Consider the following 18,032-nt stretch of genomic DNA (forward strand, 5'->3'; position numbering starts at 1 on the left):
CGCCGTGACCGTACCGGGCGGCGGGTTCCGGCCGGCCGACACTCGGGTCCGTGCGGCCGAGCATGCCGGGTGGGAGAGGGCGCAGCGGATACGGTCGCCTGGCACCCGGCCCGCCCCGCTTCGCCATGTGCGGGGCGCCGGCTCCGCCCGGACCGCGAGGGTGCGCACCCGTCCGACCGAGAGGGAACGCCGTGCCCGCCGACTTCGACGTCGTGATCGTGGGAGCGGGCGCGGCCGGGATGAGCCTGGCGTACCACCTCTGCGCACCGGGCGCCGACGTACCCGTGTCGGTCGCCCTCGTCGACGCCCCGCCGGGGCCTCTGCGGGCGCCCCCGCGGACCTGGTGCTTCTGGGAGCCGCCGGGCGGGCCCTACGATCAGAGCCTGGCCGCTTCCTGGCCCCGGCTGCGGATCCGGGCGGCCGACGGAGCCGCCACGGTGGCCCGGCTCTCACGGCTGCGCTACAAGATGCTGTGCTCGGACGCTTTCGAGGCGCTGGTCGAGCGACGGCTCGCCCGCGCACCGCGCCTGTGCCGGATGGAAGCGACCGCGAGCGCCGTACGCGACGACCCGTCCGGCGCCCGCGGTGAGGTCCTGACCCGGGGCCCGGGCGGGGAACGCGTCCTCGTGACCGGCCGTCTCGTCTTCGACTCCCGGCCGCCCCGCCGCCTGCCGCCCGCCCGTACGACGCTGCTGCAGCATTTCACCGGCTGGTTCGTCCGCACCGGGCGTCCCGTGTTCGACCCGGCGACCGCGGACCTGATGGACTTCCGCACACCGCAGCCCGCGCGCGGGCTCTCGTTCGGCTACGTCCTGCCGCTGGACCCGCGCACCGCGCTGGTCGAGTACACCGAGTTCTCACCCGCCCCGCTGGACACCGACGGCTACCGGCGAGCCCTGGACCACTACACCCACGACGTGTTGGGGATCGGGCCGTTCGACGTCACGGCGCGGGAGCACGGCGTCATCCCCATGACGGACGGGCGCTTCCCGCTCAGGCAGGGGCGTTCGGTGTACCGCATCGGCACCGCCGGAGGCGCGACCCGCCCGTCGACCGGCTACACCTTCGCGGCCGTGCAGCGACAGACCCGGTACATCGCCGGCCGGTTGCGCTCCGGACGCCCGCTGCGCGTGCCCACCCCGTACGGGCGGCGGGCGCGGATGATGGACGCCGTGCTGCTGCGGGCCCTGGACAGCGGCAGGGTGGACGGCGCGGACTTCTTCGACCGCCTCTTCCGGGGCGTTCCCGGTGAGCGGCTGCTGCGCTTCATGGACGGCGGCTCGCCACCGCACGAGGACCTGCTCATCGGCCTGCGGACTCCGGTGGTCCCCATGCTGCGGACCGTCGTCGAACTCCCTTTCCGACCCCGGCGGGAACACCCGGCGCCCCCGCTCGCCCCCTCATCGACCGACACCGAGGAGAGCACCCCATGACCCTGTTGCGCGGTGACGCACTGTCCGAGGCCTTCGACCACGGCTCCGCCGCCTACGACCGCCTCGTCGCGGCCAGCCCCGGCTACCACGCGCACCTGCGCCGCTCCGCACGCCGACTGGGCCTGCCCGAGGGGGGACGCGGGCTGCGCGTGCTCGACCTGGGATGCGGCACGGGCGCCTCCACGGCCGCGCTTCTCGCCGCCGCCCCGCTCGCCCGGATCACCGGGGTCGACGCGTCCGCGGGCATGCTGGCCCGGGCGACGGCCAAGAGCTGGCCGCAGGGCGTCGACTTCGCCCACCACCCGGTCGAGGAGCTGGCCGGACGGCTGGAAGCCGGTTCCTTCGACGCGGTGTTCGCCGGATACCTCTTCCGCAACCTCGCCGACCCCGACCAGGCCCTCGACCTGGTGCGCGGTCTGCTCGTCCCCGGTGGCCGGCTCGCCGTCCACGAGTACACGCTCGGCGGTTCCCCCGCCCACCTGGCCGCGTGGAGGACGATCTGCTCCCTGATCATCCAGCCGGCCGGCCGGCTCGCCGGGGACGCCGGCCTCTACCGACACCTCCGGGACAGCGTCACCCGGTTCGACACGGCTCCCGCGTTCGCCCGGCGGCTGCGCCGGGCCGGCTTCACCGACGTACGCGTGCTCCCGCTGCCCGGCTGGCAGACCGGCATCACGCACACCTTCGTCGCCCGCACCGCCGCCGGCCCGGGGGGACGGGCATGATGCTCCGGCGGGACGGCGACGGGGGGCACCGGCACGGGCGGGACCGGCGGGCGGAGGTCGTTCCGGCCCCGGCCGGCCGTGCCCGGTTCACGGGGGACGCCCCCGCGGTGGCGGTCGTCGGCGGCGGCATCGCGGGGATCGCGGCGGCCACCCTGCTGGCCGAACGCGGAGCACGCGTCACTCTCCACGAGAGCGAAGAGGGCCTCGGCGGGAGGCTGGCGGGGTGGCCCACCCGCCTCGCCGACGGCACCACGGTGACGATGAGCCGAGGGTTCCACGCGTTCTTCCGGCAGTACTACAACCTGCGCGGACTGCTGCGTCGGGTCGACCCCGGCCTCGGATCCCTGACCCGGCTGCCCGACTATCCGCTGCGGCACAGCTCCGGCCTGCGGGACGGCTTCGCCCGGGTGCCGCGCACGCCTCCGCTCAGCGCCCTGGGATTCGTCGCCCTCAGCCCCACCTTCGGTCCCGGGGACCTGGTCCGGATGAACCCGAGGGCGGCTCTGGGGCTGCTCGACGTGCGGGTGCCCGAGGTCTACGAACGGCTCGACGGGATCAGCGCCACCGACTTCCTCCACCGCATCCGCTTCCCGGAGGCCGCCCACCACCTGGCCTTCGAGGTCTTCTCCCGCAGTTTCTTCGCCGACCCGCGTGAACTGTCCGCTGCCGAACTGGCGCTGATGTTCCACATCTACTTCCTCGGCTCCGCCGAGGGCCTGATCTTCGACGTGCCCCGCGAACCGTTCCCCGCGGCCCTGTGGGACCCGCTCCACCGCTACCTGGAAGGGCACGGCGTCGACGTACGGACACGGACGCCGGTCCGCGAGGTCCGCCCCCTGCCCGAGGGCGGGGCGGTCCTCACGACGGACGACCTGACCACGCGGTACGACGCCCTCGTCCTGGCCCTGGACAGCGGTGGACTGCGCCACCTCGTCGCCGCGTCCCCCGAGTTGGGCGACGCCGACTGGCGGGACCGGATCGCCCGGCTGCGCACCGCCCCGCCCTTCCTGGTCTCACGGCTCTGGCTCGACCGGCCCGTGGCGCACGACCGGCCGGGGTTCCTGGGCACCAGCGGCTACGGCCCGCTGGACAACGTCAGCGTCCTCGACCGCTGGGAGGGAGAGGCCGCCCGCTGGGCCCGGCGCACGCGGGGCTCGGTCGTCGAACTGCACGCCTACGCCGTCGCACCGGACGCCGACCGGGCCGCCGTACAGGCCGAGACGCTCGGGCAACTGCACCGCGTCTACCCGGAGACCCGGAGCGCCCGGCTCCTGGACGAGCGTCACGAGTGGCGGGCGGACTGCCCCATGTTCCCGGTCGGCGGCTACCGGGACCGGCCCGGTGTGCGCAGCCCCGACCCCACGGTCACCGTGGCCGGGGACATGGTCCGCACCGGGCTGCCCGTGGCTCTGATGGAACGAGCGGCCACCAGCGGATTCCTCGCCGCGAACGCCCTGCTGGAGCGCTGGGGCGTACGCGGGCAGACGCTCTGGACCGTGCCGCGCGCGGGGCGGTCGGCCGTCCTGCGCAGGCTCGCCGCGCTGGCCGACTGACGGAGGGGCGGCGCGGAGCCTCGGCCGGCCGGCCGTCAGCCGGGGAACGTCCCGCGGTCGCGGAGTTCCCAGCGCCTCTCCGCGTACGCCAGGTCGTCCCGCCACAAGCGGCCGGCCGAGGCGCGCATCAGGGGACGCAACAGCGGAGCCGCCGCCCGGGCCACGGCGAATCCGCGACGGTCCGAGGCCGCGACCAGGGCCTCCGTCACCGCCGTGCGCGGCTTGCCCCACCGGTCCGGAGCGAGGGGGGTGGCGTGGGTCTCCACGACGGACCCCGCGCCCTCGCCCTCGACGATGTGCATGACGACCGTACGGGGCCCGGGCGCCGTGAACCGGGCCCGGACGGGCACCACCAGGCGCCCGGCCACCTTGAAGGACACGTCGACGGTGAACCCGTCGCCGTCCGCCGGGCCGTCCTCGGGCGTGCCCGTCACCGTCAGGTCCACGAAGGAGTACGGGTGGAACCACGCCCCGTGCCACGGATCGAGGCGGTTGGCCACCACGTCCTCCGGCTCACAACGGCCCACGCCGCAGTAGACCGCCTCCACGGCGTCCCGAACCCTCGGCCGGGAGGGTACGCGGGGACGTTGTGAAGGGGGCTCACCCCCCTCCCGGTCGAGCCGCACCCAGAGCAGGACCCCGTCGTCGAAGGCGGGATAGGGCTCCCATCCGGCGAACGGCCCGCCGTCGAGCGCGAGTCCGTGCCAGTGGCAGACCAGGGTGCCGCAGCGGACGGGACTGTCGCGCAGCGGCGCCCCCAGATGCGGGCACGCGCCCGGACCGGTGCGCAGCCTTCCCTCCTCGTCGCGCCACGCCACCACCTCGGTCGAGCCGACCGTGACCCCGAGGACCTTCCCGGGAGGAAGGGCCCGCGAGGCGCCGATGACGTACCAGTTGCCGGAAGGCCTGCTCCGCGCACGCTTCAGGGCCTCCGCGATGACCGAGGGCCGCGCCGCGCGCCAGGTGGGCGCCTGACGCTCCCACGGGACGGGCGCACGCCGCACCCGCAGGGGCAGCCGGCCGGATCGCGGGCGTCCCGCCGCCGGGCTCATACGGCCTCCTCCCGCACCGGGGCCGGGGCGCCGACCTCCCGCGGCCGGGACGGCTCGGCGGGCCGGGCCGCCGCCATCGCGTCCGCCCGGCGCCGGCCCACCGTGCGCACGGCGACCGCCCGCACCAGACCGTCCAGCGCCACGGCCGCCCGGCGTCGGCGCGGGACGACCGCCCGGCGGTGCAGGACCGCGTACCCGTCCGCCTCGATCGCGTCGAGGATGCCGCTGTACAGCACGAACGCCGTACGGATGCAGGGCCGCGACACCGGGGCGAGCAGGGAGATGCCGGGCAGGGCGGCCCGGTAGACGGTTCGGTTGTGTGCCGCGGCGGCCCGCACGACCTCCCTGATCCGGCTGTCCCGCACCCCCGTGTTCCGGCTCCACTCGAACCGTTCGCGGTCCGCCCCGTGCGCGGCCAGCAGCTCGGTCGGCAGGTAGAGCCGTCCCCGGTCCAGGTCCTCACCCACGTCCCGCAGGAAGTTGGTCAGCTGGAAGGCGACACCGAGCGCGGCCGCGTGCGGCGCCGCTTCCTCGCGCGGCACCACCGTCCCCAGCACCGGCAGCATCTGAAGGCCGATCACCGCGGCCGAGCCGTGCATGTACCGGCCGAGTTCCTCGTACGAGGCATAGCCGCCGACGGTCAGGTCGCTCCGCATGGAGCGGAGGAAATCGGTGAAGTGGCGATGGTCGATGGCGTACCGGCCCGCCGTGTCGGCCAGGGCACGGATCACCGGCTCGGCGGCCGGGGCCCCCCGCAGCCCCGCCTCCAGCCGGGCCTCCAGGTCGAGCAAGGCGCGGGCGCGTTCCCCCGGTGTGGCGCTGCTGTCGAGATCGTCGACGATGTCGTCGGCGCGGCGGGCGAAGCCGTACAGGGCGTGGACGGCGGGACGGCGGTCGACGGGGAGGAGCCGTGTCGCGAGGAAGTAGGTCCTGCCGTGACGTGCGTTGAGAACGCGGCAGCGGGTGTACGCGGCCCGGAGCGCGGGGTCGTGGATGCCTGCGGCGTCGAGTTCGCGGACGGTCATGCGGGGGAACCTCCCGGGGTGGGGCGCGGGGTGCGGGTGGCGCGGGGGCCGGTGATCCTCTCCGCCGCCAGCTTCCCGGAGATCAGGACGGTCGGCACGCCGACACCGGGTGTGGTGCCGCAACCGGCGAGGACGGCGTTGGCCGTGCCCCGCACCAGGTTGCGCGGCCGGAAGGGGCCGGTCTGGGGGAAGGTGTGGGCCACGGAGAAGGGGGTGCCCGCCGCATGCCCCTGCGCGGTCCAGTCGACCGGCGTGACCAGCACCTCCTCCTCGATCGCCGCGCCGAGACCGGGCATGTCGCGGCGCTCCAGTTCGGCCACCAGCTGGTCCCGGTAGCGGGGTCCCAGCTCCCGCCACTCCCGTACGCCGGGCCCGACCTCGGTGTTCGGGCAGGGAGCCAGCACGTAGTGGAGGTGTTTGCCCGGCGGCGCGAGGGAGGGGTCGCTCGCCGTGGGCCGGGTGATGAGGAGCGAGGGGTCCGACATCGGCTTCCCGGCGCGGGTGAGCTCGTGGAAGGTGCCCTTCCAGGCCGCGCCGAACGAGATGGTGTGGTGCGCCAGCTCCGGCCAGGTGCGGTCCGTGCCCGCGTGCAGGATCACCGCGGACGGCGCATGTCGCAGCGGCAGGGGGCGGCGCGGGCTCCGGCCGAGCAGCCGGTAGCTGACCGGGAGATCAGGGGTCAGCACGACCGCGTCGCACGGAATGCGCTCCTGGTCCGTGACGACGGCGGTGACCCGGTCACCCGACCGCTCCAGCCGGGTCACGCTCCGCCCGTAGCGGAGGGAGGCGCCGGCGTCCGCGGCGGCGTCCGCCATCGCCCGGGGCAGCGCGTGCATACCGCCCCGGGGGAAGTACACCCCGGCCACCGTGTCCATGTAGGCGATCACCGCGTAAGCGGCCAGCGCCCGGGCCGGCGGCACGCCCGCGTACAGCGCCTGGAAGGAGAAGACCCTGCGCAGCCGTTCGTCGGAGACGAAGTGCCCGATCCGCGCGTCGAGCCGGCCGAAACCGCCGAGCGCCGCGAGGCGGGCCAGGTCCGGATGGGCGAGCTGGAGCGGTGAGTCGAAGTTGGTGTCGATGAAACGGCGCATCTGCGCCCGGTAGAGGCGCTCCAGCCAGATCCTCAGCCGCCGGTAGCCGGCCGCCTGCCGGGCCCCCGCGAACTCCTCGACGGCTGCCTCCATCGCGGCGCCGTCGGTGTGCACGTCGAGCCGGGACCCGTCGGCGAACCGGGCCCGGTAGGCGGGGGCGGGCCTGATCAGCTCCAAGCGGTCGGCCGTCGCCTCCCCGACCGCGGCGAAGGCCTCCTCCACCAGGTCCGGCATCGTCAGCACGGTCGGCCCGGTGTCGATACGGAAGCCGCCCGATTCCAGCAGCCCGGCCCGGCCCCCGGGCAGGCTCTCCCGCTCGACGACCGTCACCCGGCGGCCGGCGCCCAGCAGGTGCAGCGCGGCGGACAGCCCCGCCAGACCGGCGCCGACCACCACCACGTGGTCGACGCGCCCCTTGACCGTGATCACCTGCTGGTACCTCCTTCGGCCGTGGTCAGGGCCGGGGCGGCGGCTGCCGCCCCGGGGCCGTGACCGTGCGTCCCGCCGGTTGCGGGGGAGTGCCCGGTCCGCTCTCCGGAGACCGTGCGGAGCAGTCCGAGCAACTGGCGGCCGCCGTGCGCGTCCACGTCGACGGCCTGTGCCAGACGGCGCAACGCGTGGTCGCGGAGGCGCTCCGCCTTGCGCTCCACGTGGGCGCGTGCCCCCGTCGCCTCGAGCACGCCGCGTACCTCCGCGAGATCCTCCTCGGCGAGGTCGCCGCCGCCCGGGACGCGGCCGAGCACCGCCAGTGATCGTTCGTCGCCCGCCGCTTCCGCCCACCGCCGGGCGACGGCGAGCAGGTAGGTCGACTTGCCCTCGCGGATGTCGTCGCCGGACGGTTTCCCGGTCAGCTCCGGGTCGCCGAAGACCCCGAGCAGGTCGTCCCGCAGCTGAAAGGCGATGCCGGCGCACCGGCCGGCGGAGCGCAGGGCGTCGGTGGTCGCTTCATCGGCGCCCGCCAGGGCGGCACCGAGCGCCAGGGGCCGCTCGACGGAGTACGAGGCGCTCTTGAGGCACGCGGTCCGCAGGGCCTGCTCCACCGATGACCCGCCACGGACCTGGCCGCGCAGATCCAGGTACTGTCCGGCGACCATCTCGGTCCGCATGGCTCGCCACAGGGGGCCGATCCGACGACGCTGGACGGCGGACAGCGCGGTCTCCGCCACCGTGTCGTCCGCCCAGGCCAGCGCGAGGTCACCCGCCAGCACGGCGGCCGAGGCGCCGAAGGCGGAACCCCGCCCGGAATCCGGCGAGTAACCCGCACGTTCCGCCAGACCGATGTGCACGGCGGGCTTCCCCCGGCGGAGCCGCGAGCGGTCCATCACATCGTCATGGATCAGCGCACAGCTCTGGATCAGCTCCAGCGCCACCCCGAGCCGCAGCGCCGCCGTGGTCTCCGCCGCACCGCAGGAGCGCATCCCCCACCACAGCAGGCGCGGCCGTACCCGCTTGCCGCCGTCGAGCGTGAAATCGGCGACCCGCCGTGCCAGCTCGTCGCAGAACAGAGCGTCGCTCGCCATCGCCTCGTCCACCCGCTCCGCCAGCACCGCCCGCGCGGTGCGCAGGACGGCGTCGACCACGTCCGCGTCCACGACCCGGGCGTCCTCGGACGAGGGGGCGGCGTGGTGGCGGTGCCCGCCCGTCCCGGGAGCCGGCCGCGCGGACTCGCCGAACGAGGGTTCCTCAGGCTGGCGACGGCCCATCTCACGCCCTCCGAGATCAGTGGTGCTGACGAACGGCTCGTCACTCCGCCCGGGCACGTACCCGACGGCCCGCCTCCGCGTCCTGCCGATCGGGAGTCCGCGCCGCGCGAAGAAGGGCCCTGATGCAGAGACGATCACGCCGGCCCCGTACTCCCGGCGGAGAAACACCCCGGACGCGCCGTGACGGCGGCCACCACGCCCGTATGGCCCACGTGAACGGCCGTACGCCGCCCCGTCCCGGCAGCCGCACCCCGGAGGCGGTCGTGCGGCCCCGGCGCCCGACGAGAGGCCCGGGGAGTAAGCCGAAAGGACCGCGGACCCGCGCGCCGCGCCGCGTCGCGGAACGTGCGAGCGGGACGCCTCGGCGTCGGCCCGGTTCCGGGGGGCAGGTCAGGACAGGGCCGTCGGCGGCGCCCAGGAGGAGGCGGCCGGGGGCCGGTGACGTTCCGGGCGGCGGGAAGGACGGGGAGCTGCGGACACGGACGTGTCCGGGGGCGCGGAACGCCCCGGCCGAGGTGTCGGGGGCTGCCGGCTCACCGTCGCCCTGGGGCACGGCACGGTGTCGGTGGAAGGGGCGGTCCGCCACAGTTCCGCCGGGGCCGGGGCCGGAACTGTGGCGGACCGCCCCCGAGCCGGCGCGGGCGGGTGCGCACGGGTGGGGTCCGCGAGAGGCGCGAACCTTCCGGCGCCCTCGGGCAGCGTGGGGTCGGGCGCACGGCGCACCCCCGTGACGCCGCGCGGCCCGACCCTCACCAGTCTGCGGACCCCTCTCCGTTCCGTCCTTGACGATCGGCGACCGGGCCTTGACCCTCAGCGCCCGGGCAGCCTCTCGCGGTGCCGGCCCCGGCCGTCCCCGGCCCCGTGGTGCCGTCGTGGTGCCCGCCCCTCCCCGTTCGTTCGCAGCGAAGCCGGCGGCGGAACCTCAGGCCCGGCCCGCTCCCGCCGCCACCGCCTTCGCCCAGCGGTAGTCCGCCTTGCCGCTGGGCGAGCGCTGGATCCGGTCGGCGAGCACCAGGGCGCGGGGGATCTTGTATCCGGCCAGCCGGGTGCGGCAGTGCGCCTGTACCTCGTCGAGCGTCAGACCCCGTGCGTGCTCGCGGAGTTGGACCACGGCTGCGACCCGGTTGCCCCAGCGCTCGTCGGGTACGCCCGCGACCAGCGCGTCGTACACGTCCGGATGGGACTTGAGCGCCTGCTCGACCTCCTCCGGATACACCTTCTCGCCGCCGGTGTTGATGCACTGGGAGCCCCGGCCGAGCACGGTGACGATGCCGTCCGCGTCCACGGTCGCCATGTCGCCCAGCAGCACCCACCGCTCCTCGCCCCGGCGGAAGAAGGTGTCGGCGGTCTTGGCCGGGTCGTTGTAGTAGCCGAGCGGGACATGACCGCGCTGGGCGATGCGGCCCGGCTCGCCCGGGGCCACCGGCTCGTACGTCACCGGATCGACCACCGCCGTACGGGCGTTGACCTGTACCCGGAAGCCGCGCTCCGGGCCCGAGTCCGCCGTCGCCGTGCCGTTGAAACCGGACTCGGAGGAGCCGAAGTTGTTCAGCAGCAGCACGGTCGGCACGAGCTCCTGGAACTCCGCCCGCACCGAATCCGACATGATCGCCCCGGAGCTGGAGACGGAGAACAGCGACGAGCAGTCCGTTCCGCGTAACGGCCCCTTCAAGCAGTCGATCAGCGGGCGCAGCATCGCGTCGCCGACCAGCGAGACACTGGTCACCTTCTCCCTCTCGATGGTCCGCAGCACCTCGGCGGGTACGAACTTGCGGTGCACGACGACGCGTTGGCCGAAGTTGAAGCCGATGAAAGCCGTCAGTGTGGAGGTCCCGTGCATCAGCGGCGGGGTGGGGAAGAAGGTGATCCCGTCGCCGCCCGCCGCGACCCGCTCCGCCAGCTCCCGCGGAGCCTGCACCGGGTCGCCGGTCGGGGCCCCGCCGCCCAGGCCCGAGAAGAAGAGGTCCTCCTGACGCCACATCACACCCTTCGGCATCCCGGTCGTGCCGCCGGTGTAGATGATGAACTGGTCGTCGGCGGAGCGGGGGCCGAAGCCGCGCCCGGCCGCGCCCGCGGCCTCCGCCTCGGCGAACGGCACGACCGGGACGCCCGGGGGAGAGGCGGGGGCGGCCCCCACCCGGACCAGGTGTCGCAGGCCCGGGCACCGCGGCGCGGCTGCCGCCACCCGCTCGTCGAACTCGCCGTCGAAGACCAGGGCCGCCAGGTCCGCGTCCCGGTAGAGGTAGACCAACTCCTCCTCGACATAGCGGTAGTTGACGTTCACCGGAACGATCCGCGCCTTGAGGGCGCCCAGTACCGTCTGGAGGTATTCGATCCCGTTGTAGAGGTGCAGCCCCACGTGCTCGCCCGGCCGGATCCCCGCGTCGATCAGGTGGTGGGCGATCCGGTTGGCGGCGGCGTCCAGCTCCGCGTACGTGAGCCGCCGCTCCGCGCCCGTGCCGGGATGGTCGACGTACAGGAGCGCCTCGCGGTCCGGCACCGCGTCGACGACCGATTCGAACAGGTCGGCAAGGTTGTACTCCACCGTTCCTCCTGACCCCGGGTGACTGGCGGCTCGGCCGTCATTAGAGCGCCGGGCGGCACAACTGGGAAGGGGTGGCGACGAAACAATCTGACGATCTGTCAGAAAACTATTGAACTGCGACCCCTCCTCCTGCAACCTGTTCCAGATCTGGAGACAGGAGTCGGTCATGGGCGGTACGGAACACCTCACCGTGCGGCGCGAAGGCGCCACGCTGGTCCTCACCTTGAACAGACCGCAGGCCAGGAACGCGCTCTCGCTGCCGATGCTCGTCGGCCTGTACGACGGCTGGCTCGCGGCCGACGCGGACGACACGGTCCGCTCCATCGTCCTGACCGGAGCGGGCGGCGCGTTCTGCGCCGGAATGGACCTCAAGGCGCTCGCGGGCGGCGGAATGGAGGGGGAGGAGTACCGGGACCGGATGACGGCCGACCCGGACCTCCACTGGAAGGCGATGCTGCGCCACCACCGCCCGCGCAAACCGGTGATCGCCGCCGTGGAGGGCCCCTGTGTCGCGGGCGGCACCGAGATCCTCCAGGGCACCGACATCCGCGTCGCCGGAGCGGGAGCCACCTTCGGGCTCTTCGAGGTCCGCCGGGGCCTCTTCCCGATCGGCGGCTCCACCGTCCGGCTGCCCCGGCAGATCCCCCGCACCCACGCTCTCGAAATGCTTCTCACCGGTCGCCCCTACGCCGCCGACGAGGCCGCCGCCATCGGGCTCATCGGCAGGGTCGTGCCCGACGGGACGGCGCTGGAGGAGGCCCTCGCCGTCGCCGAACGGGTCAACGCCTGCGGGCCGCTCGCGGTCGAGGCCGTCAAGGCCTCGGTCTACGAGGGCGCGGAGCTGACCGAGACCGAGGCGCTGGCCGCCGAACTCAAGCGCGGGTGGCCCGTGTTCGCCACCGAGGACGCCAAGGAGGGCGCGCGCGCGTTCGCCGAGAAGCGCCCACCCGTCTACCGGCGCGCCTGAGCGCCGGCCCCGTACCGGCTCCCGGCACCGGCCCCGCTCCCGAGCCAAGGAGGCAGCAGCCATGACCGACGTCCTCAGCGCCCCGCTGGTGGTCGAATTCCCCTTCACCCGATCGCTGGGCCCCGTCCAGAGCGCCTTCCTCACCGGACTGCGCGAACGCACCGTCCTCGGCGTCCGCACGGAGGACGGCACGGTGCTCGTGCCGCCCGTGGAGTACGACCCCGTCACCGCGAACGAACTCCGCGACCTCGTCGAGGTCGCCCCCACCGGCACCGTCACCACCTGGGCCTGGAATCCGTCCCCGCGCCGCGACCAGCCGCTCGACACCCCCTTCGCGTGGGTGCTCGTCCGCCTCGACGGAGCCGGCACCGCGCTCCTGCACGTCCTCGACGCACCGGGCCCGGACGCCGTGCGCACCGGGATGCGCGTCCGCGTCCGCTGGGCGGCGGACCGCACCGGGGCCATCACCGACATCGCCTGCTTCGAGCCCTACGAGAGCGAGCCCGGGGCCGCCGAACCCACCCCGCACAGCGGTGAGTTCAGCGACCCCGTCACCGGCATCGTCACCCCCGCCCGCCTCGACTACGTCCACACGCCCGGCCGCGCGCAGAGCGCCTACATCAAGGCCCTGGAGGAACGCCGCACCGTCGGCGAACGCTGCCCCGCCTGCCGCAAGGTCTACGTTCCGCCGCGCGGGGCCTGCCCCACCTGCGGGGTCGCCACCGCCGAACAGGTCGAGGTCGGCCCGCGCGGCACGGTCACCACCTTCTGCATCGTCAACATCAAAGCGAAGAACCTCGACATCGAAGTCCCGTACGTATACGCCCACATCGCCCTCGACGGCGCCGACCTGGCGCTGCACGGACGCATCGCCGGAATCCCCTACGACCAGGTGCGCATGGGGCTGCGGGTCGAGCCCGTCTGGAGCGAGGGCGCCCGCCATGTGGACCACTACCGGCCCACCGGCGAGCCCGACGCCGACTACGACACGTACAAGGAGCTGGTGTAGATGCGGGACGTGGCCATCGTCGCCTTCGCCCAGAGCGCGCACCGCCGGCGCACCGACGAACTCTCCGAGGTCGACCTGCTGATGCCCGTCCTCCACGAGGTCCTGGGCGCGACCGGCCTCAGGGCCAACGAGATCGGGTTCACCTGCTCCGGCTCCGCCGACTACCTCGCCGGCCGCGCCTTCTCCTTCACCATGGCGCTCGACGGCGTCGGAGCCCACCCGCCCATCTCCGAGTCCCACGTCGAGATGGACGGGGCCTGGGCGCTGTACGAGGCCTGGGTGAAGATCCGGACCGGCGAGGCGGACACCGCGCTCGTCTACTCCTACGGGAAGTCCTCGCCCGGCCGGGTCCGCGACGTCCTCACCCGCCAGCTCGACCCCTACTACCTCGCCCCGCTCTGGCCCGACTCCGTCGCGCTCGCCGCCCTCCAGGCCCGGGCGCTCATCGACGCGGGGGACACCGACGAAGGAGCCCTCGCCGAGGTCGCCGCCCGCAACCGCACCGCCGCCACCGGAAACCCGCACGCCCAGCTCACCGGCGACGTCCCCCCGGGCGACCACCTCGTGCACCCGCTGCGCACCGGCGACTGCCCGCCCATCGGCGACGGGGCCGCCGCCGTGGTCCTCGCCGCCGGGGACACCGCCCGCGCCCTGTGCGCGCGCCCGGCCTGGATCCGGGGCATCGACCACCGCATCGAGGCGCACAGCCTCGGCGTCCGCGACCTGACCGACAGCCCCTCGACGCGGCTCGCCGCCGAGCGCGCGGGGGCCTTCGACAGGCCCGTCGACACCGCGGAACTGCACGCCCCGTTCACCTCCCAGGAAGTCGTCCTGCGCAAGGCCCTGGGGCTCGGCGACGAGGTCCGCGTCAACCCCTCCGGCGGCGCGCTCGCCGCCAACCCGATCATGGCCGCCGGACTGATCCGGCTCGGCGAGGCCGCCGCCCGCATCCACCGGGGGGAGTCCGACCGGGCGCTCGCGCACGCCACCTCGGGACCCTGCCTGCAACAGAACCTGGTCGCCGTCCTGGAAGGGGAGAGCGCTCATGCCTAAGGAGCCCGTCGCCGTCGTCGGCATCGGCCAGACCAAGCACGTCGCCGCCCGGCACGACGTGTCCATCGCCGGACTGGTCCGCGAGGCCGCCGTGCGGGCGCTGGCCGACGCCGGGCTGGCCTGGAGCGACATCGACGCCGTCGTCATCGGCAAGGCCCCCGACTTCTTCGAGGGCGTCATGATGCCGGAGCTCTACCTGGCCGACGCGCTGGGCGCCGTCGGCAAGCCCATGCTCCGCGTGCACACGGCGGGTTCCGTCGGCGGATCGACGGCCCTGGTCGCCGCCAACCTGGTCGCCGCCCGTGTCCACCGCACCGTTCTCACCCTCGCCTTCGAGAAGCAGTCCGAGTCCAACGCCATGTGGGGCCTCTCCCTGCCCGTCCCCTTCCAGCAACCGCTGCTGGCCGGGGCCGGCGGCTTCTTCGCCCCGCACGTGCGCGCGTACATGCGGCGTACCGGAGCGCCCGACGAGGTCGGATCGCTCGTCGCGTACAAGGACCGGCGCAACGCGCTGAAGAACCCCTACGCGCACCTCCACGACCACGACATCACCCTGGAGAAGGTCCGGGCGGCCCCCATGCTCTGGGACCCGATCCGCTACTCCGAGACCTGCCCCTCCTCGGACGGGGCCTGCGCCATGGTCCTCACCGACCGCGAAGGAGCGGCCCGCTCGCCCCACCCGCCCGCCTGGGTGCACGGCGGGGCGATGCGCAGCGAGCCGACCCTGTTCGCGGGCAAGGACTTCGTCTCCCCGCAGGCCGGCAAGGACTGCGCCGCCGACGTCTACCGGCAGGCCCGGATCACCGACCCGCGCCGGGAGATCGACGCCGTCGAGATGTACGTGCCGTTCTCCTGGTACGAGCCGATGTGGCTGGAGAACCTGGGCTTCGCCGAGCAGGGCGAGGGCTGGAAGCTCACCGAGGCGGGCGTCACCGAGCTCCACGGAGACCTCCCGGTCAACCCTTCGGGCGGTGTGCTCTCCACCAATCCGATCGGAGCGTCCGGCATGATCCGCTTCGCCGAGGCCGCCCTCCAGGTGCGGGGGAGGGCCGGGGAGCACCAGATCGACGGGGCCGCCCGGGCGCTCGGCCACGCCTACGGCGGCGGGGCGCAGTTCTTCGCCATGTGGCTGGTCGGAGCGGAGCCCCCGCCCGGCTGACGGGGGGCGGCGGGCCCGGTCCCGCGAGGCCCGGGCCCGGCTCCGCGACGTGAGCCGGGACACGTAACATGGCAGCATGTCCTTCCTCCGCCGCCGTAGCGCCGCAACACCCGCGGGCCCGGATTTCGACGTCCTGGCCATGGACCCCGGGGACTGGCCGGGCAACCTCGGCGCCGGTCTGCTCCCCGCCCCCGACGGCAGCTGCCAGGGCGTCTTCCTCCGTTACGACCTGTACGGCGGCCGGGGCCCGGCGATGATCATCGGCAATCTCCCGGAGGGCTCGCCCGCCCGCGAGACCGAGGAGGGCCAGGTCCCCTTCGAGGTGGCGCAACTGCTCCTCGCCCTGGAGAACGACGAGCCGATCGAGGTCGTCAGCTCCGAGGACGTCCCCGTCATGCAGGGCGACAACCTGCTGATCGTCCGCCGCGTCAAGCTCTCCGAGAGCCGTATCGCCTGTGTCCAGTTCGACCGCAGTGACGGTGTCCTCGTGACCATCGCCAGCTGGGACCGGCCGATCACCGACGACCTGTACACCCTCCTCAAGCCCCTGCCCGCAGAACTGTTCCAGCAGGGCTGAAACGTCCCTGCGCAAGGCCGCCCGGATGCGTCCGGGCGGCCTTTTCCGTTGTCCGGAAGGGGAGACCCGGCCGTGCTCCGGGCCCGGGCGGGCGGTGGTCCGCGAGGACGGGCCAGGGTATAAAATAAAACGACTGTTCAAGTTGTAGCGATCGTTCAAGATTCTTGACCGCTCGCCCGAAGGGTCGCCCCCACGACTGCCCCGGAGGTCCGCGCATCGCCAACCCCTACGGCGCCCTGTTCCGCACGCCGGGATCGAGGGCCTTCACCGCCGCCGGGCTCGTCGCCCGCATGCCCCTGTCCATGGCGGGCATCGGCGTCATCGCGATGGTGTCCCAGGCGCGCGGTGACTACGGCCTCGCGGGAGCCGTCTCCGCCACCTTCACCCTGTCCATGGCCCTGTGCGGTCCGCGGATCTCCCGGGCGGTCGACCGCCGGGGCCAGAGCCGGGTGCTGCCGCCCGTCGCCGGACTGAGCGTGGTCGCGCTCGGCGCGCTGCTGCTCTGCACCCGGTACGACGCCCCCGCCTGGACCCTGTTCGGGTGCGCGGCGGTGGCCGGCACGATGCCCAACATGGCCGCGATGGCGCGTGCCCGCTGGACCCACGCCCTCAAGGGCTCCGACCGGCTGCACACCGCCTACTCGCTCGAATCGGTCCTCGACGAACTCACCTTCGTCGTGGGCCCCGCACTCTCGGTCGCCCTGTCCACCGCACTGTTCCCCGAGGCCGGGCCGCTGGCCGCCGGGGTGCTGCTGATCCTCGGCGTCCTCATGTTCGTCCCGCAGAAGCGCACCGAGCCCCCGGTGGTCCGGCCGACCGCCGGCCACCCGCGAAGCGGCTCGGCGATCCGCGGCGGCGCGCTCCGGCTGCTGGCCCTCACCCTCGCGGCCGGCGGCGCCATCGTCGGCACCGTCGACGTCGTGAGCGTCTCCTTCGCCGAACAGCAGGGCTCACCCGCCGGCGCGGGACTCGTCCTCTCCGTCTACGCTGCCGGATCCGCGCTCGCCGGGCTGGTCTTCGGGACGCTGAAGCTCAGGACACCGCTGCCCCGGCTGCTCGTCATCGGCACCGCCGGGACGGCGCTCACGACCCTCCCCCTGCTGCTCGTCGGGGACATCGTCTCGCTGTCCGCCGCCGTCTTCCTCCCCGGTCTCTTCTTCGCGCCTACCATGATCGTGGTGATGGGGCTGGTGGAGAGGACGGTGCCGCCCGCCGCACTCACCGAAGGCATGACCTGGGCCATCACCGGCCTCAGCGTGGGCGTCGCCTCCGGCGCCGCGGTGTCGGGCGCGATCGTCGACCGCTTCGGCCCCGGCGGCGGCTTCACCGTCGCCGTCGCCGCGGGCACGGCCGCCCTGCTGACGGCGCTGTGCGCCCGGCGTCCCCTGGAGCGGAGTCTCCGGGAGCGCACGGACCGCGATGCCCTCGGACCGATCGAGGCGCCGCCCGGCGCCCCCGACCGGTCCGCGCACTGACGGACCCGTGCCCCAGCGGGTCCGCCTCGCTCCAGCCACCCCGACGCCCGGAGGCACCGTGCACACACCGCAGACCGACGGACGCCTGCTCAAGGGCGAGCGACGGAAGGAGGAACTCATCGAGGCCACGCTCCAGGTGGTCGCCCGGGAAGGAGTGGCGGGCGTCAGCCACCGGGCGGTCGCGCGCGAGGCGGGCCTGCCCGCCACCGCCGCGGCCTACCACTTCACGAGCATCGACGACCTGCTCACCGGCGCGCTCACCCGCTGCATGGAGCAGGACGCGGACCGCATGCTCCGGCTGGCCGAGGAGACCGACGGCGGCCCCGAGGGCATCACCGCGCTCGCCGAACTGCTGGCGAAGGTCGTCAACGGCCCCGGCCGGCTGCTCGCGGAGTACGAGCTGTATTTGCTCGCCGCCCGCCGCCCGGAGCTCCGCGGCCCCACCCGGCACTGGCTGGAGGCCATCGCCGCGTACGGCCGGCGCTACACCGACGACCCGGTCCGGGTGCGGGCGCTCAAGGGCGTCATCGACGGCCTGCTGCTCCAGGGGCTGCTGACCGACACCCCGCCGAACGCGGCAGAGTTCGAGGCGGTGCTCCGGCACGTCCTGCTCTGAGCCCCGCCCCGCCCGCTCCCGCCACCGGTCGCGGCCCGCCGTCCGTTCC

Annotated in this window: 15 protein-coding genes; 10 read left to right on the top strand and 5 right to left on the bottom strand. The window is 74.2% G+C overall.

Translation table 11 applies throughout. From position 1 onward, the window contains the following. Window positions 1-191: 191 nt before the first annotated feature. Genes DTB53_RS25415 through DTB53_RS25425 form a run of 3 tightly spaced genes read left to right on the top strand, consistent with a single transcriptional unit; the run spans window position 192 to window position 3,711 of the window. The gene (locus DTB53_RS25415; RefSeq protein ID WP_012382246.1) at window positions 192-1,433 is read left to right on the top strand and encodes a lycopene cyclase family protein; all 1,242 of its coding nucleotides are present in this window, start codon (window positions 192-194) and stop codon (window positions 1,431-1,433) included. Beyond that, window positions 1,430-2,158 (top strand): class I SAM-dependent methyltransferase, encoded by a 729-nt coding sequence (locus tag DTB53_RS25420; protein WP_012382247.1) that lies wholly within the window; start codon window positions 1,430-1,432, stop codon window positions 2,156-2,158. The genes DTB53_RS25415 and DTB53_RS25420 overlap by 4 nt, the downstream gene beginning before the upstream one ends. After that, window positions 2,155-3,711 carry an FAD-dependent oxidoreductase gene (locus DTB53_RS25425; protein WP_012382248.1) on the top strand — a complete coding sequence of 519 codons (1,557 nt, stop codon included), beginning with the start codon at window positions 2,155-2,157 and terminating at the stop codon, window positions 3,709-3,711. Before DTB53_RS25420 ends, DTB53_RS25425 begins: the two co-directional genes overlap by 4 nt. A 35-nt stretch (window positions 3,712-3,746) precedes the next feature. Here DTB53_RS25425 and DTB53_RS25430 read toward each other — a convergent pair whose 3' ends face one another. The 5 genes from DTB53_RS25430 to DTB53_RS25450 all read right to left on the bottom strand — a co-directional run bounded on the left by DTB53_RS25430 (window position 3,747) and on the right by DTB53_RS25450 (window position 11,127). Further along, window positions 3,747-4,763 (bottom strand): Rieske (2Fe-2S) protein, encoded by a 1,017-nt coding sequence (locus DTB53_RS25430; protein ID WP_003971149.1) that lies wholly within the window; start codon window positions 4,761-4,763, stop codon window positions 3,747-3,749. After that, entirely contained in the window at window positions 4,760-5,788 is a 1,029-nt protein-coding gene (locus DTB53_RS25435) for a phytoene/squalene synthase family protein (protein ID WP_012382249.1), read from the bottom strand. Before DTB53_RS25435 ends, DTB53_RS25430 begins: the two co-directional genes overlap by 4 nt. Further along, a complete protein-coding gene (locus tag DTB53_RS25440; RefSeq protein WP_012382250.1) occupies window positions 5,785-7,308 on the bottom strand; it encodes a phytoene desaturase in 1,524 nt (507 codons plus the stop codon). Before DTB53_RS25440 ends, DTB53_RS25435 begins: the two co-directional genes overlap by 4 nt. Further along, window positions 7,305-8,582: a polyprenyl synthetase family protein gene (locus DTB53_RS25445; RefSeq protein WP_012382251.1), complete on the bottom strand. Its 1,278-nt coding sequence runs from the start codon at window positions 8,580-8,582 to the stop codon at window positions 7,305-7,307. The genes DTB53_RS25440 and DTB53_RS25445 overlap by 4 nt, the downstream gene beginning before the upstream one ends. Before the next feature lie 922 nt (window positions 8,583-9,504). Next, complete coding sequence (locus tag DTB53_RS25450; protein ID WP_012382252.1) at window positions 9,505-11,127, bottom strand: acyl-CoA synthetase; 1,623 nt, start codon at window positions 11,125-11,127, stop codon at window positions 9,505-9,507. A 166-nt stretch (window positions 11,128-11,293) separates the two neighbouring features. Between DTB53_RS25450 and DTB53_RS25455 the strand changes: the two genes are divergently transcribed. From DTB53_RS25455 to DTB53_RS25485, 7 genes are all read left to right on the top strand, one after another. Then, complete coding sequence (locus DTB53_RS25455) at window positions 11,294-12,094, top strand: crotonase/enoyl-CoA hydratase family protein (RefSeq protein ID WP_012382253.1); 801 nt, start codon at window positions 11,294-11,296, stop codon at window positions 12,092-12,094. A 61-nt stretch (window positions 12,095-12,155) separates the two neighbouring features. Further along, the gene (locus DTB53_RS25460) at window positions 12,156-13,103 is read left to right on the top strand and encodes a Zn-ribbon domain-containing OB-fold protein (protein WP_012382254.1); all 948 of its coding nucleotides are present in this window, start codon (window positions 12,156-12,158) and stop codon (window positions 13,101-13,103) included. Further along, entirely contained in the window at window positions 13,104-14,156 is a 1,053-nt protein-coding gene (locus tag DTB53_RS25465; RefSeq protein ID WP_012382255.1) for a thiolase family protein, read from the top strand. It begins immediately after the preceding gene. After that, a complete protein-coding gene (locus tag DTB53_RS25470; RefSeq protein ID WP_003971158.1) occupies window positions 14,149-15,315 on the top strand; it encodes a thiolase family protein in 1,167 nt (388 codons plus the stop codon). Before DTB53_RS25465 ends, DTB53_RS25470 begins: the two co-directional genes overlap by 8 nt. A 76-nt stretch (window positions 15,316-15,391) precedes the next feature. After that, the gene (locus DTB53_RS25475; protein WP_003971159.1) at window positions 15,392-15,892 is read left to right on the top strand and encodes a hypothetical protein; all 501 of its coding nucleotides are present in this window, start codon (window positions 15,392-15,394) and stop codon (window positions 15,890-15,892) included. 215 nt (window positions 15,893-16,107) lie between these two features. Next, a complete protein-coding gene (locus tag DTB53_RS25480; RefSeq protein WP_030703365.1) occupies window positions 16,108-17,367 on the top strand; it encodes an MFS transporter in 1,260 nt (419 codons plus the stop codon). Window positions 17,368-17,425: 58 nt separating this feature from the next. Continuing rightward, a complete protein-coding gene (locus tag DTB53_RS25485) occupies window positions 17,426-17,983 on the top strand; it encodes a TetR/AcrR family transcriptional regulator (RefSeq protein ID WP_003971161.1) in 558 nt (185 codons plus the stop codon). Window positions 17,984-18,032: the final 49 nt, after the last annotated feature.

Source organism: Streptomyces griseus (genome assembly GCF_900460065.1).
Lineage (GTDB): Bacteria > Actinomycetota > Actinomycetes > Streptomycetales > Streptomycetaceae > Streptomyces > Streptomyces griseus.

Excerpts from the sequence above, each read along its gene's own strand:
- DTB53_RS25420 (WP_012382247.1), top strand. The coding sequence starts at position 1,430 with ATGACCCTGTTGCGCGGTGACGCACTGTCCGAGGCCTTCGACCACGGC.
- DTB53_RS25425 (WP_012382248.1), top strand. The coding sequence starts at position 2,155 with ATGATGCTCCGGCGGGACGGCGACGGGGGGCACCGGCACGGGCGGGAC.
- DTB53_RS25430 (WP_003971149.1), bottom strand. The coding sequence starts at position 4,763 with ATGAGCCCGGCGGCGGGACGCCCGCGATCCGGCCGGCTGCCCCTGCGG.
- DTB53_RS25435 (WP_012382249.1), bottom strand. The coding sequence starts at position 5,788 with ATGACCGTCCGCGAACTCGACGCCGCAGGCATCCACGACCCCGCGCTC.
- DTB53_RS25445 (WP_012382251.1), bottom strand. The coding sequence starts at position 8,582 with ATGGGCCGTCGCCAGCCTGAGGAACCCTCGTTCGGCGAGTCCGCGCGG.
- DTB53_RS25455 (WP_012382253.1), top strand. The coding sequence starts at position 11,294 with ATGGGCGGTACGGAACACCTCACCGTGCGGCGCGAAGGCGCCACGCTG.
- DTB53_RS25460 (WP_012382254.1), top strand. The coding sequence starts at position 12,156 with ATGACCGACGTCCTCAGCGCCCCGCTGGTGGTCGAATTCCCCTTCACC.
- DTB53_RS25465 (WP_012382255.1), top strand. The coding sequence starts at position 13,104 with ATGCGGGACGTGGCCATCGTCGCCTTCGCCCAGAGCGCGCACCGCCGG.
- DTB53_RS25470 (WP_003971158.1), top strand. The coding sequence starts at position 14,149 with ATGCCTAAGGAGCCCGTCGCCGTCGTCGGCATCGGCCAGACCAAGCAC.
- DTB53_RS25475 (WP_003971159.1), top strand. The coding sequence starts at position 15,392 with ATGTCCTTCCTCCGCCGCCGTAGCGCCGCAACACCCGCGGGCCCGGAT.